At 45.7% G+C, this 14,458-nt stretch carries 10 protein-coding genes; 3 read left to right on the top strand and 7 right to left on the bottom strand.

Annotation, left to right across the window (positions count from 1 at the left end):
* Positions 1 to 7: 7 nt before the first annotated feature.
* Positions 8 to 430 (bottom strand): RNA polymerase-binding protein DksA, encoded by a 423-nt coding sequence (dksA, locus tag AC13DA_RS12400; protein ID WP_007145366.1) that lies wholly within the window; start codon positions 428 to 430, stop codon positions 8 to 10.
* 332 nt (positions 431 to 762) lie between these two features.
* On the opposite strand from dksA, the gene AC13DA_RS12395 reads away from it, so the two are divergent.
* Together AC13DA_RS12395 and AC13DA_RS12390 are read left to right on the top strand one after the other, a co-directional pair.
* Positions 763 to 1,941 carry a pyridoxal phosphate-dependent aminotransferase gene (locus AC13DA_RS12395; protein WP_007145365.1) on the top strand — a complete coding sequence of 393 codons (1,179 nt, stop codon included), beginning with the start codon at positions 763 to 765 and terminating at the stop codon, positions 1,939 to 1,941.
* Positions 1,942 to 2,039: 98 nt separating this feature from the next.
* On the top strand, positions 2,040 to 2,921 hold the full coding sequence (locus AC13DA_RS12390) for a diguanylate cyclase (RefSeq protein WP_284451991.1): 882 nt from the start codon (positions 2,040 to 2,042) through the stop codon (positions 2,919 to 2,921).
* A gap of 15 nt (positions 2,922 to 2,936) precedes the next feature.
* Here AC13DA_RS12390 and rlmF read toward each other — a convergent pair whose 3' ends face one another.
* The 3 genes from rlmF to AC13DA_RS12375 form a co-directional block, all read right to left on the bottom strand.
* On the bottom strand, positions 2,937 to 3,854 hold the full coding sequence (gene rlmF, locus AC13DA_RS12385) for a 23S rRNA (adenine(1618)-N(6))-methyltransferase RlmF (protein WP_284451990.1): 918 nt from the start codon (positions 3,852 to 3,854) through the stop codon (positions 2,937 to 2,939).
* A 116-nt stretch (positions 3,855 to 3,970) separates the two neighbouring features.
* Complete coding sequence (locus tag AC13DA_RS12380; protein ID WP_482945955.1) at positions 3,971 to 5,242, bottom strand: O-acetylhomoserine aminocarboxypropyltransferase/cysteine synthase family protein; 1,272 nt, start codon at positions 5,240 to 5,242, stop codon at positions 3,971 to 3,973.
* Between the two features lie 186 nt (positions 5,243 to 5,428).
* Positions 5,429 to 7,885, bottom strand: coding sequence for a heavy metal translocating P-type ATPase (locus AC13DA_RS12375; protein ID WP_284451988.1), 2,457 nt, complete (start codon positions 7,883 to 7,885; stop codon positions 5,429 to 5,431).
* A 136-nt stretch (positions 7,886 to 8,021) separates the two neighbouring features.
* Here AC13DA_RS12375 and AC13DA_RS12370 point away from each other — a divergent pair, with 136 nt between their 5' ends.
* Positions 8,022 to 8,417, top strand: a complete 396-nt coding sequence (locus tag AC13DA_RS12370) for a MerR family transcriptional regulator (RefSeq protein WP_273181643.1) — start codon at positions 8,022 to 8,024, stop codon at positions 8,415 to 8,417.
* Between the two features lie 20 nt (positions 8,418 to 8,437).
* On the opposite strand, the gene AC13DA_RS12365 is transcribed toward AC13DA_RS12370, so the two are convergent.
* Genes AC13DA_RS12365 through AC13DA_RS12355 form a run of 3 tightly spaced genes read right to left on the bottom strand, consistent with a single transcriptional unit; the run spans position 8,438 to position 14,274 of the window.
* Positions 8,438 to 11,578, bottom strand: a complete 3,141-nt coding sequence (locus tag AC13DA_RS12365) for an efflux RND transporter permease subunit (RefSeq protein ID WP_284451987.1) — start codon at positions 11,576 to 11,578, stop codon at positions 8,438 to 8,440.
* Positions 11,571 to 12,953 carry an efflux RND transporter periplasmic adaptor subunit gene (locus AC13DA_RS12360; RefSeq protein WP_284451986.1) on the bottom strand — a complete coding sequence of 461 codons (1,383 nt, stop codon included), beginning with the start codon at positions 12,951 to 12,953 and terminating at the stop codon, positions 11,571 to 11,573. Before AC13DA_RS12360 ends, AC13DA_RS12365 begins: the two co-directional genes overlap by 8 nt.
* Positions 12,946 to 14,274: a TolC family protein gene (locus tag AC13DA_RS12355; protein WP_284451985.1), complete on the bottom strand. Its 1,329-nt coding sequence runs from the start codon at positions 14,272 to 14,274 to the stop codon at positions 12,946 to 12,948. The genes AC13DA_RS12360 and AC13DA_RS12355 overlap by 8 nt, the downstream gene beginning before the upstream one ends.
* Between the last annotated feature and the right edge of the window lie 184 nt (positions 14,275 to 14,458).

The following is a 14,458-nucleotide window of genomic DNA, read 5'->3' as shown; positions in this document are numbered from 1 at the left end:
AGACGAATCAGATACGGTTTTTCTCTCTGATTTCATCCAGAGTTTTACAGTCAATGCATAGCGTTGCTGTAGGACGGGCTTCTAAACGACGAATGCCAATTTCAGTACCGCAAGATTCGCAATAACCGTAATCACCTTTGTCCAAATCAACCAGTGACTCATCAATCTTCTTGATTAATTTACGTTCACGGTCACGCGTGCGAAGTTCAAGCGTGAACTCTTCTTCCTGAGTAGCACGATCATTCGGGTCAGGGAAGTTGGCTGCTTCATCCTGCATATGATGAACCGTACGGTCGACCTCAGCACGAAGCTGTGCTCTCCAGTTTTCTAAAATATGGCGAAAATGCTCAATCTGAGCGTCGTTCATGTACTCTTCGCCTGCTTTCTCCTGATAAGGAGCAATCTTAGTGTCGACTTGAGTGTTTTCCATCTTGAAACCTCATACTTTCTAAAACCAAGGGCGAATCTATACCAGATGCGCCCAGCTTGTGCAAAATTAAAATCAACGTCGATTTACAGGTGTGCTGATAATTGATTATTAAACAATAAAAAATTATTACTTTTTCTGTTCGTTTCGACATCAGTCTGATTAAAAACCAGAGAGCATGGCACTGAAACGCGCACCTGTCTATCTTTTTCAACAGTTGATTAGTACGCCTATGTATGTGCATTGGCAAGCCTTTTCAATAGCTGCTGTTAAAGCATCTGGATTTGTTAAACTAGCCGCCTGTTATTTCACCTTAAAACTCAAACGGATACGGCATGACCAAAAAAGTCGCCAGTCGCGCAAACGCTATTTCTCCTTTCCATGTTATGGATATTTTGGCTCAGGCTAAACAGCTGGAAGCGGCGGGGCAGAATATCATTCATATGGAAGTCGGTGAGCCTGATTTTGAAACACCTCAACCGATTATCGAAGCTGGAATGAATGCCTTAAAGCAAGGCAAAACACATTACACACCCGCATGTGGTTTACCTGAATTAAGAGAAGCGATTGCTGGCTGGTATGAACAGCAGTATCAGGTAAAGGTAAACGCTGAGCGTATTATTGTTACGCCAGGCGCGTCTGGTGCATTACTTCTAGTGATGGGGGCGTTACTCGAGAAACAGAAGCAAGTCTTGTTGGCGGATCCCGGTTATCCCTGCAATAAACACTTTGCCAGATTTGTTGAAGGACGCGTCAACAGTATTCCTGTTGATGCAAATCACCAATATCAACTTACGGCTCAGCATATTGAACAATATTGGGATGATAACACGGCGATGGCTTTAGTCGCTTCGCCATCTAACCCAACCGGTACGGTATTAACTCAACAAGAACTTAGTGGATTAGCAGCAGCTGTAGCCAAAAAATCCGGGCATCTGGTTGTGGATGAAATCTATCATGGTCTCACTTACGATGGTTTTCATGCCCCGACTGCATTATCAGTGAGTGATCAAGTCTTCGTGGTGAACAGCTTTTCCAAATTCTTTGGCATGACTGGATGGCGCCTGGGTTGGTTAGTGGTGCCGGAAGGGTACACAGAGGTGATGGATAAGTTAGCCCAGAACTTGTTTCTTGCACCCGCTACCATGTCGCAATATGCTGCACTGGCGGCTTTCCAGACTGATACTTTATCGATACTGGAACAGCGTCGCCAGGCTTTCGAGCGACGCCGCAATACCTTGCTGCCATTATTAAAAGATATTGGCTTCTCCATACCCGTCACACCGCAGGGGGCTTTTTATCTTTACGCAGATTGTTCAGCACTACTGAGTGAGCAGATACCCGATAGTATGGCCTTATCTCAGTTCCTGCTTAAACAAGCTGGTGTGGCTATCACACCAGGCTTAGATTTTGGTCATTATCAAGCAGAGTCACATTGCCGTTTTGCCTATACACGAGACGAGTCTTTGCTGGTAGCAGCGGCTGAACGCATTAAACGCGTCATGATTGGATAAATCAAATAAGGCTTGTTTAGCAAACACTAATATGGAATAGTCAAAAGAGGGTCAAACATCGATGACTCCATATTTATTTCCAATTTGGATGGGCAGGCATGGCCGCGGTGATTCACCAACAATTACGCTTTGTTATTGATGAGATTGATAAAGCGATAGAAAGTCATCAGAAATGGTACCAAGATCTTTTACGAGTCTTAGTGTCTCGCGTGCCACCTGATGAAAAAGATCTAAGAAACGATGCTTATAAATTGTGTGAGTTTGGTGAGTGGTTCTACACATCTCATGTCGAGCTGATTCAGGACCATCCCACCTTTGTGTCGTTAGGGCATGCCCATGAGAATATGCATAAAAGCGCTAAACAACTTATCGAACTTGTTGTGTCTGAACAAGCGATACCAGTCACTATGTTTGATGAATTTAACCATGACCTGGAAAAAATGCGCACACAATTCCAAGCATTACGTCATGAATTCGCCAACTTGGTACAAAACTTAGATCCTTTAACGGGGGCTCAGACCCGTGCCGGTATGCAGGCTGAGTTAAATAAAGAACATGCTATGGCAAAGCGAAGCCTGCAACCCAGTGCATTGGCTATGCTTGATCTGGACCATTTTAAGCAGGTGAATGATAACTATGGTCACTCCGTGGGCGATGACGTATTAATTAAAACAGTAGCGTGTTTACAGCAGGTATTGCGACCTTACGATCAGCTTTATCGCTATGGTGGAGAAGAGTTCCTGATTTGCATGCCCAATACCACATTAGAACAAGCTGAACGGGTTGCCGAGCGCATTCGCAGCATGATTGCACAACAGCAAATTATTTACGATAAAGAAGGTAACACATTACAGGTTACGGCCTCTATTGGTGTGACATCCCTTGATCCTGCCTATAGTGTTGACGACGCGATAAACAAAGTTGATGAGGCCATGTACCAGGCGAAAGCCGCTGGCCGCAACCTGGTGAAGGTTCGTTAGCTACAGTTGGCCGTTTTACTGAAACGTCCATGCCAGGATGCGTGTGATTTTGTTACCTTGATGCATGTCTATTTGCTTTATGTCTGAGGCGCCCAGTTTTTTGATTAACTTGATTGATGGGGTCAGGTTTTCAATTTTTGACACTAGACTGGTAAACCAGCGACATTGTTCAGCAAACACCTGACTCTCACGAATCATCTTTTTGAGAAACAATTTCTCACCGCCATTGCACCATAATTCTGCTGCTGAACCACCAAAATTCAGTGAGTTTGTATTGGTTTTCAGCTTCAAATTATGTTGTTTCTGTTGATGCGCTTTTGATGCTTCCTCAGCAGAAGCATGGAAAGGTGGGTTACATACGCTGACATCGAACATCTCACCTTGATTGATAATGCCTTCAAATATCTGATGTGGGTTTGGCTGATGACGAAGTGTTACAAGCCTCTCTAAGGTTTTGTTTTTATTGAGTATGGTAGCGACATTATTCAGCGAGGTCTGATTGATATCACTTCCCACACATTGCCAATCATAACAGTGACTGGCTAGCAGTGAATAAATGCCACTGGCGCCAATACCGATATCCAGCATGCGGATATTGTTATTTTGGTCTGAAACGCCTAATAAATCGGCAATGTGATGGATGTAGTCAACACGCCCTGGAATCGGTGGGCAGAGAGCTCCTTCGGGGATATCCCAGCCTTGGATTTGATAATGGTATGTCAATAAAGCTGCATTTAAGTGCTTGACGGCTTCAGCATGGCTATAGTCGATAGACAGATTGCCAAAAGCATTGTTAAAAACAAATGGTGTTAATGTTGGGTGGCTCGCTATCAAGCTCGGAAAGTCATACCCCTGATTATGATGATTTCTTGGGTGTAAACGTTTGTGAGGTGAACGTTCAGCCGTTTTTTGATGGGAATTGGGTGATGACACGGAGAACGTACTCAGTTTGAAGAGGTGCCATTATAAGTCTTGGGAGGTGGTAGAGGAAATGAATCTTCTCAACCTGACCGTGAGATCAGGTTGAGATAGATCAATCAAGACTGTTTTTATGCTTTTTCCAGTGCTTGAGCAATGTCGGCAATAATATCGTCAATATGCTCAATACCCACCGAAATCCGCACTAAGTCTTCTGATACGCCTGCGGTTGCCAGCTCTTCCGGACTTAATTGTCGATGTGTAGTGGTTGCGGGGTGGCAGGCCAGTGATTTTGCATCACCAATATTGACCAAGCGTAAAATCATCTGCAAGGCATCAATAAAGCGGGCACCCGCTTCTTTGCCACCAGTGATACCGAAGCTGAGAATGCCTGAGGCCTGACCTTTGGTGATTTTCTGACAGACTTCGTGATAGGGGCTGTTCTCCAAGGCGGCGTAGTTCACCCATTCCACTTTAGGGTGCTGTTGTAAATAGTTAGCCACTTTCAATGCATTCTCACAGTGACGTTCCATACGCAAGCCTAAGGTTTCCAGACCTTGCATTAATAAAAATGCACTGTGAGGAGACGAGGCTGAACCCGTATTACGCAGAGGAATAACACGACAACGACCAATATAGGCGGCAGGTCCTAACGCCTCCGTGTAGATCACGCCATGGTAGGAAGGATCCGGTTCGTTTAGCATCGGGAAACGTTCTTTATTGGCTACCCAGTCAAAGCGGCCTGAATCGACAATCATGCCGCCAACCGTTGTGCCATGACCGCCGATATATTTCGTTAATGAATGCACCACGATATCCGCACCATGGTCAAAGACACGACATAGGTAAGGTGTGGCGACCGTATTATCAACAATTAATGGCACACCATGTCGGTGAGCAATCTCTGCCCAACGTTGTATATCAACAATATTACCGGCAGGGTTACCGATAGATTCACAGAATAAGGCTTTGGTTTTATCGTCAATCAGGCTTTCGATTTTGTCATAGTCATCAAACGATGCCATGCGCACTGTAATACCTTGTCGTGGGAAGGTATGGGCGAACAAATTGTAGCTGCCGCCGTAAAGCTGGGTGCTGCTAACAATGTTGTCACCTGCTTCAGCGATAGCCTGAATGGCATAAGTAATAGCTGACATACCGGATGCTACCGCCAGACCAGCAATACCACCTTCCATTTCAGCCAGACGTTTTTCCAGCACGTCATTGGTTGGGTTCATGATACGTGTGTAAATATTACCGGGGACTTTCAGATCAAATAGATCTGCACCATGCTGAGTATTATCAAAAGTGTAAGAAGTTGTCTGGTAAATCGGAACGGCAGCCGACTTGGTGGTGGGTTCAGATTCATAGCCGTGATGTAAGGCGAGTGATTCTAATCGCATAGTTCTCTCCATAGGTGCTGAGTTATATGGTTTTATTGTTATTAAGCTTATCTACACCGCAGAGATTAACATGAGAAAGCACGGTAAGAGAGGATTGGTCGTGCATGAGATAAAAAAGCAGAGTCAACAGACCAATGCTGTTTTGACTCTGCTTGTAGTGAGTTTGAATTTAACTATTTGATCAGCTTATAACTTCAGCCTACGTAGGCGTAAGGCGTTACCAATGACTGACACTGAACTGAGGCTCATTGCGGCGGCTGCCACCATTGGCGAGAGCAATAATCCAAAGAAAGGATATAAAATCCCAGCGGCCACAGGCACACCCAGCGAGTTATAGATAAAAGCAAAGAACAGATTTTGTCGGATATTTTTCATGGTCGCCCGACTGAGGACTAAGGCCTGATGAATACCGGTTAAGTCACCTTTCACTAATGTCATACCTGCGCTTTCGACGGCGACATCGGTGCCTGTTCCCATCGCGATCCCGATGTTTGCCTGAGCAAGTGCTGGCGCATCGTTAATGCCATCTCCCGCCATGGCGACAATACGCCCCTGATGTTGCAAGTCTTTAATATGCTGATTTTTCTGTTCTGGTTGTACATCGGCATGGACTTCATCAATGTTCAATTGTTTTGCCACGGCATTGGCTGTGACATGATTGTCACCGGTGAGCATCACAATACGGATACCTTCTTTGTGTAGAGCATCAATCGCTGCCTTGCTTGTTTCCTTGATAGGATCAGCCACTGCCACTAAGCCGGCAACGGTATTATCGACAGCTAATAACATGACGCTATCGCCTTGCTGGCGTAATTTGTCTGCCCGAGCTTCGATAGCGCTGACATCAATTTTATTCGCTTGCATTAAGGCTTTATTGCCAAACAAAATAGATTTACCGTCAACGCTGCCACTGATTCCCTGACCTGTATGAGACTGGAATTGTTTAGCTTCGGCAAGTGAGAGATTTTGTTTTTTTGCTGCTGCAATTAATGCAGTTGCCAGCGGGTGTTCGCTATGTTGCTCCAGGCTGGCAGCCCACTGCAATAAAGCATTTTTTTCAAAGCCCTCAGTGGCTTCAATGGTAGAAAGCTCCGGTTTACCTTGCGTTAAGGTGCCGGTTTTATCGACCACAAGCGTGTCGATTTTTTCCATGCTTTCTAATGCTTCTGCATTTTTGATTAACACACCATGAGCGGCACCACGGCCAGTACCCACCATAATTGACATGGGTGTAGCTAAGCCTAGGGCACAAGGGCAGGCAATAATTAATACCGCCACGGCATTGATTAACGCATGTGCCAGTTTTGGATCGGGGCCGGCTACAAACCAGATAATAAACGTCATAATGGCCACCGCGATAACGATAGGGACAAAATAAGCCGCAACTTTATCAACCAGTTTTTGTATCGGGGCACGAGAACGTTGTGCTTCAGCCACCATTTTCACGATTTGTGAGAGTAGGGTGTCACTACCCACTTTTTCAGCCTGCATTAACAGACTTCCAGTGCCATTGACCGTACCACCGACTAATTTGTCATCGACTTTTTTATTCACAGGCATGGGTTCGCCTGTGACCATAGATTCATCAATGTGACTTTCACCTTCGATGACCAAGCCATCGACAGGAATTTTCTCACCGGGACGGATACGTAATTTGTCACCGACTTTGACCTGATCCAGTGGAATATCTTTTTCATGGCCACAATCTGTGACTTTACGTGCAGTTTTCGGGGCCAAGCCCATTAATAGTTTGATGGCAGTATTGGTTTGGCTGCGAGCACGTAATTCCAATACTTGCCCCAGTAATACCAACACCGTGATGACTGCTGCGGCTTCAAAGTAAACGGCTACCACACCGTCGTGTTGCATACTGGCTGGAAATACGCCGGGAAAGAGTAATGCAATGACACTATATGTCCAGGCGACACTGACGCCGAGTCCGATAAGGGTGAACATATTTAAGTGACCCGTTTTCACCGATTGCACGGCACGAACTAGAAATGGCCACCCAGCCCAGAAAACAACAGGTGTGGCGAGTATGAATTCTGCCCAATGCCATTGTCGGATACTGGTATCTACTGGAAACAGTGATGGTGCCATCTCTAGTAACATGGCAATAAAAAACACAGGTAACGCTAATAAACCACCAACGATGAAGCGTTTCAGCATGTCTTTGTATTCGCTGTTATCTGGTTCGACTTCAACTGTTGTTGCTTCCAGTGCCATACCACAGATTGGACAATCCCCCGGCTCATCTTGTTGGATTTCTGGATGCATAGGGCAGGTGTATTGGGTTTTTTGACTGGAAGAAACAGGATTTTCAGGTTCTAAAGCCATGCCACATTTCGGGCAGCTGCCCGGACCATCATTACGTACACCTTCACACATAGGGCAAATATAGTCGCCTTTAGCGCCGGATTGAGCATGCGGGTGATGATCGTGATTAGGCTGATGATCATGTTTGCCACTGCAACAGCTTTTAGCTGAATCTGTTTCAGGTTTATTAAGATAAAACTGTGGGTCAGCCTTAAAATTATTTAAGCAGTGTTGAGAACAAAAGACGTAATTTTTATGCTTATGGCTGGTTTGGTATTTCGCCGTTTTTCCATCAACCTGCATACCGCATACGGGATCAGTCGTCATTGTCTTCTCCTGAAATAGTTTGCTTTATCAACATGATATCGCTGTTATTCACCCAATGGTTTATCACTGTGGTGATTATGATCATTGAGTTGTTTAGACTATAGAGTACGTACCATAGTACAGAGTCAAGAGCCTTATGAAAAAAGACAGTTGGACCATTGGACAATTCGCTAAACAAGTCGATGTGACGGTGGAAACCGTCCGTTATTATCAACGTCAAGGTTTGCTTGATATACCAGAAGCTAGCGGAGGTATTCGCCGATATGGCATGCAGGACCTTCGCCGCCTTAAATTCATTCGCAAAGCCCAGGAAGCCGGGTTTACTTTGCGTGAAATTAAAGAGTTGATCGGGCTCGACTCGACACAAGACCATCATCGTGCCTACCAGCTCGCCATGCGACGATTACATGAGTTGGATGCCAAAATAGCCGAAATGCAGCAAGCCCGTGACAGTCTTAAACGTCTGGCGGGTAACTGTGCCGCAGGCGGCGAAAGCAAACCCTGTGCAATATTGGCGGCATTTAACGTCTGATGCGGTGGGCGATGACACATCTACTTTCTGCTCTCGATAAACTGCAATACCAGACCATAAATTAGCGGTAAAACAAACAGGGCTAATAGCGTAACGGAAATCATTCCACCGACCATTGGCGCGGCAATACGCTGCATCACATCACTGCCAGTGCCATTGCTCCATAAAATAGGCAGTAAGCCCGCGGTGATTGCTGTGGCGGTCATGGCAACGGGTCTGACTCTTTCTGCGCTTCCTGAAAAAACGGCTTGCCAGATAGCCTCTTTGCTTAGTTTTTGTTGTGAGTTCTGTTGTCTCACTGCATCAATTTTCTGATCGATAAAGGTCAGAATTAACACGCCGATCTCCGCGGCAACCCCAGCCAGTGCAATAAAGCCGACGGCAACGGCAACAGAGAAGTTAAACCCCAACCAATACAGCAGCCATAGACCGCCAATACTGGCAAACGGAATCGACAGCATGACGACGAGCGGGGAGCGAATATTACGAAAGTTGAGATATAACAATAAAAAGATGAGTAAAAGCGTCAAAGGAATCACCAACTTGAGACGCTCTGCGGCACGTTGCATATACTCAAATTGTCCCGACCAGCTGAGGGTATAACCCGGTGGCAGCGATACCCTCTCATCAATCAATTGACGTGCTTTTTCGACATAACCGCCAATATCATCGGATTTGATATCAATATATACCCAGGCATTGGGCCGCGAGTTTTCTGTCTTGATGACCGGCGCACCTCGTTTAAGACTTAAATCGGCCAGTTGTGATAATGGAATCTGGGCGCCTGTTGGTGCTGATATCAGGGTGCGTTTAAGCTCATTCAAGTTGTCACGCATATCCCGTGGATAACGCAAATTGACAGGGTAACGCTCCAGGCCTTCAACCGTAGATGTCACATTCATGCCGCCGATGGCTGTCTGGATAACATCTTGTACATCGGCAATATGCAATCCATAACGCGCAATTTCATCTCTGTTGATGTTGATATCAACAAAATATCCCCCCGTGGCTTTATCTCCAAACGCAGATAAGGTTTCCGGTAAGGTCTTAACCAACTGTTCAACTTGGGCCGTCAGTGTATTGAGCTCGGTTAAACTGGGGCCACTGATTTTAATACCGACGGGGGTTTTAATGCCGGTAGATAACATGTCCAGCCGTGTTTTAATGGGCATTGTCCAGCTGTTGGTCAGGCCTGGAAACTGGATGGCGTCATCCATCTCATTCATCAGCTCACGCGTGGTTTTCGCCGGATCAGGCCATTGTTCACGGGGTTTTAAACGAATGGTCGTTTCGAACATGGATAACGGGGCAGGATCTGTGGCGGTTTCAGCGCGACCTGCTTTGCCAAATACCGACGCCACTTCGGGAAAGGTAGTGAGAATCTTATCCGTTTGCTGAACTAACTCCCGAGCTTTAGAGATGGACAGGCCGGGGTAGGTCGTCGGCATATACAAAATATCACCCTCATCGAGTGGTGGCATAAACTCGCTACCTGTTCGTTGTATCGGAATAATACTCACAGCTAACAGCAGTGCTGTGATGAGCAGTACGGCAAAGCGGTAACGAATGCAAAACTTCAGCACCGGCCGATGCAGTCCATGTAATAAGCGATTTAAAGGGTTTTTTTCTTCGGCAAGAATATTACCGCGAATGAGTAAGCCCATTAGAACGGGTACTAAACTAATGGCCAACAGAGCTGCTGCTGCCATCGCATAGGTTTTGGTGAAAGCCAATGGGCTGAATAAACGACCTTCCTGAGCCTGAAGTGTGAATACCGGCAGAAAGGACACCGTGATAATCAGAAGCGAGAAAAATAAAGCCGGTCCTACTTCTTTAGAAGCATCCGCTATTGCTTGCCAGCGTTCAGAAGAAGAGAGTTTTCTGCCTAAGTCAGTTGCGGCTTTTTCCAGATGTTTGTGTGCATTTTCAATCATCACGATGGCACCATCAATCATCGCACCTATCGCAATCGCAATGCCGCCAAGTGACATGATATTGGCATTAATGCCTTGCCAGTGCATCACAATAAATGCCATCAATATGCCAATAGGTAAGGTAACAATCGCGACCAGTGCAGAGCGGGCATGGAACAGAAAAACAATACAAATCAAGCTGACAATCAGCGATTCTTCCAGCAGCTTATGTTTCAGATTATTCACACCACGATGAATCAAATCACTGCGGTCATAAACCGCCTGTATTTCAACACCTTCTGGCAGACTTTTTTCCAGTTCCTTAAGCTTCTTCTTCACATTATTAATGGTGCTGAGTGCATTTTCGCCATAACGCATGACCACAATACCGCCGGCGACTTCACCTTCACCATTCAGCTCGGCAAGTCCACGACGTAAGTCAGGCCCGTAGTGAATATTAGCAATATCGGCCAGACGAATTGGGGTGCCATCTTCAGTCACACTGACGGCAATTGAGCGAATATCATCAAGTGACTGGATGTAACCCAATCCACGCACCATATATTCGGTTTCTGCCATTTCAATTAATTTACCCCCAACATCACTATTCGAACGCTGGATGGCTGTTTTCACTTTGGATAATGGAATGTGGTAATTCAGCAGGGCATTGGGATCCACTTCGATTTGATATTGTTTGACATAACCGCCGATCGAAGCCACTTCTGCCACGCCATCTACGGTTTGCAGTGGATAACGTAAATACCAGTCCTGTATGGAACGTAGTTGTGCTAAGTCATGACGACCACTTGTATCGACTAAAGCATATTCATACACCCAGCCAACCCCTGTTGCATCGGGTCCAAGACTTGGCGATACAGCTTCTGGCAGGCGGTTACTGACATAATTCAGATATTCCAGTACCCGTGACCTAGCCCAATACATATCAGTATTGTCTTCAAAAATAATGTAAACAAACGACAGACCAAAAAAGGAATAGCCGCGTACAGACTTCGCTTTAGGCACGGCTAACATGGCTGTCGTTAAAGGATATGTCACTTGATCCTCAACGACTTGTGGTGCTTGTCCCGGATATTGTGTAAAGACAATCACCTGAACATCAGATAGATCCGGAATAGCATCCAGAGAAACATTTTTCAGACTCCAGATACCGGCGACGACCAGAAAGCTTGCTGCCAGTAAAACCAGTAGCTTTTCACGTAATGCCAGATCGATGATGGACTTAATCATGGTTATGATGCTCCATCTCTGGCATGTTCATTGACGAAGATGATGCGGGTGCAGGCATGTCCTGTTCGAGCATGTTTTGTTGATGATCTTGCATTTCTTCAGAGGCGGGTGCGTCAATTGCCCGCATTTTCTCCGTCGTTTCATTAAGTTTAGACTCAGAATCAATCAAAAACTGACTAGACGTTACGACCTCATCACCCACATTCACTCCGTTCAGGATTTGCGTCCTGCCATCGGCACTTAATCCGGTAGTGACCTTACGCGGCTCGAACTGACCCGCTGCTCTCATAATAAATACCTGCTCTTTATCACCTGATCGAATGATGGCTTCAGTCGGTACCGTAATGGCTTCAGGCTGATTTTTGGTATGAATGGTGACATTGGCAAACATGTCCGGTTTTAATAGCAAATCCGGATTATCAAATGCCATACGCACTTTAATGGTTCTGGTTGCAGCTTCAGCATAGGGATATATATAAGAAAGTGTGCCTTTAAAGGTTTTTCCTGGAATGGCAGTTAATTGCATGTCAACCGTATCATTCTCACTGACCCAAGGCAGATCCGACTCATAGACCTGTGCGATCACCCAGACTTTACTGAGATCAGCCAGCATATATAACTCGGTTTGTGGTGTGACATATTGACCCTCACGTGCGCCGATATTTATCACTGTACCTGTGAATGGGGAATGGATATGAAGCGCCTTGGGGATATTGCCGGTTTTCACCATATCGCGAATCTGATGCTCTGGCACATCCAGCAATGCCAGACGTTCCCGTGCTGAAACGACCATTTGCTCCGCACTGCGACGGATATCATCGAAAGGACTGTTTTCCAGCGTTTTTGCACTGCTGATCGCCAGCAGATATTCCTGTGAGCTGGTGACCAGTTGTGGCGAATAGACACTCAATAACATCGTGTTTTTATTGACCTGAGTACCGGTCTTATCAACAAAAAGCTTTTCAACCCATCCCTCGGTTTTGGGGTGAAGTTTAGATATGCGCTCTTCATCATAGGTCACCTTACCGACTGTACGAATAAGGTGAGATAAGCTGGAAAGTTTCGCCGTTGCGGTACGAACACCGATATTCTGTTCGGTGACTGGATCAATTTTAACCGTACCAGCTTTTTCTGGTGCAGAGGCCTCGTCTTCATAAACCGGTATATAGTCCATTCCCATATGGTCTTTAGCAGGAACAGGCGAGGTGACTTCCGGGTTCATTGGATTACGGTAATACAGTGGTTTGGCCGGTTTTTGTGTGGTTTCTGCTGTCACGGCTGGTGGGCTGGTCAAGTGCTGATATGCCATTAAACCGCCAGTGCCAATCAGTAAGCCGCTGATTAAACTGATAAATATAGACGTTGTTTTATTCATAAAAAGTGTCCTTACCTACACTGGCCTCGAGATTCGCTAATGCCGTTTTTGCGGTTTTTACGCTAAGCCATAATTGTGTTTCGTAGTCATAAAGTGTGATTTGTGCTCGAACTAGGTTAAGAAAGTCGACTTTATTCACTTGATACCCCGATAACATGGACGCTATGGTTTGTCTGGCCTGAGGCAGGATGCCTGTATCCAATAAGCTGTATTGCTGACGCGCCTGTTGATACTGGGTAATGTAGTTAGCAATCTCAGATTGAACCTGGTTCCAGCTATCCTGATAAGCGAATTGTTGTTGTTTTAATTCACTGTTTTTTTGTGAAATGGCCATTTTTTGTTTTCGATCGGCAAATAACGGCACGTTAATCCCGACTTGCAGTGACAACATGTCACTCCGATCTGAGCCATCCAGATTATGACCTTGTCTTACACCATAAGCCGCTGAGATTTTGAAATCAGGTAATAGGTCTTTTTCAGCTAAAGCTTTATCTTCTGAGGCGGCGGCAATAAGGTGTTTTTGTTGCAGCAGAAAAGGTCTGTTCTGTTCGGCAATATCGAGAACTTCATCAACAGGTTTAATCTCTGGTAGCGTGGTATCAATATGCTGAAATGCCGGAAGCTGAATCGCCGTGTTCGTTGGGCGACTAAGTAAGGTGTTAAGCCTGATGACCACCTGTTCGCGTTCACTGTTTAATTCAATCTCACGGTTCAGGAGTTTGGATAACTCCAGTTGAGCAAGTAAGACATCCTGTTGCAGACCATGCCCGACACGGTATTTTGTTTCAGCAATATCGATAAACTGCTTAAGTAGCGTTTTATTGGTGGAAATAATGGCCAGCGTTTTTTCCAGATAAAACAGTTGCCACCAGTAGCTTGTTACATATTGGATTAGCTGCTGTTTATACTCTGTCGTCATCAAGGCACTGGCATTAGCGCGTTCAGTGGCCGCTTGTTGTTTCAGTGCTAACTTGCCGGGAAATGGAATCTCCTGACTAATGCCTACTTGCCATTGCGTCATAGATTCTTGTGATGTGTTCAGGCTATCCGTAGGCAGGTTAACCAGGCCCATACTGATCATGGGATCCGGCAGGCTGCCAAGCTGTGAGGGCAGCGCAGACATTGCTTCAGCCTGAGCCTGACGCTGGGCAAGACCTGGGTTGGACTGCTCAGCCAAGGCTATGGCTGTATCCAGCGTTAAAACAGAGTGTACCTGCTCAACGCGCTCTTTGGTATCTTCAGCCGCATAAGCGGATGGTATGAGGAAAATCAGTGGTAAAAAAATTAACCACGCGGTAATGGTTGTATTCCATTGCTTCATAAGCTTCACCAATCATTGATAATGATATAAGCACAGATGTGCTGTGGCCTCACGGAAATGAGGAGATAGGTGTTATAAGCTTATGGGGGGCCTGAACAGGGAGCTGTGTTGTTCTGTTGGTTTTGCTTCAATCTGACTCATGGTCAGCAGAATAAAAAGAGGCTGATTAATGGAAAGGTAAGAC

This window comes from Methylophaga sp. F-2 (assembly GCF_056859315.1).
Note: the sequence above shows the minus strand (reverse complement) of the source record. Positions and strands in the feature narration are given on the sequence as shown.

Coding starts and splice junctions, on each gene's coding strand:
- dksA (WP_007145366.1), bottom strand. CDS start 430: ATGGAAAACACTCAAGTCGACACTAAGATTGCTCCTTATCAGGAGAAA.
- AC13DA_RS12355 (WP_284451985.1), bottom strand. CDS start 14,274: ATGAAGCAATGGAATACAACCATTACCGCGTGGTTAATTTTTTTACCA.
- AC13DA_RS12375 (WP_284451988.1), bottom strand. CDS start 7,885: ATGACGACTGATCCCGTATGCGGTATGCAGGTTGATGGAAAAACGGCG.
- AC13DA_RS12360 (WP_284451986.1), bottom strand. CDS start 12,953: ATGAATAAAACAACGTCTATATTTATCAGTTTAATCAGCGGCTTACTG.
- AC13DA_RS12395 (WP_007145365.1), top strand. CDS start 763: ATGACCAAAAAAGTCGCCAGTCGCGCAAACGCTATTTCTCCTTTCCAT.
- AC13DA_RS12380 (WP_482945955.1), bottom strand. CDS start 5,242: ATGCGATTAGAATCACTCGCCTTACATCACGGCTATGAATCTGAACCC.
- AC13DA_RS12365 (WP_284451987.1), bottom strand. CDS start 11,578: ATGATTAAGTCCATCATCGATCTGGCATTACGTGAAAAGCTACTGGTT.
- AC13DA_RS12390 (WP_284451991.1), top strand. CDS start 2,040: ATGGCCGCGGTGATTCACCAACAATTACGCTTTGTTATTGATGAGATT.
- AC13DA_RS12370 (WP_273181643.1), top strand. CDS start 8,022: ATGAAAAAAGACAGTTGGACCATTGGACAATTCGCTAAACAAGTCGAT.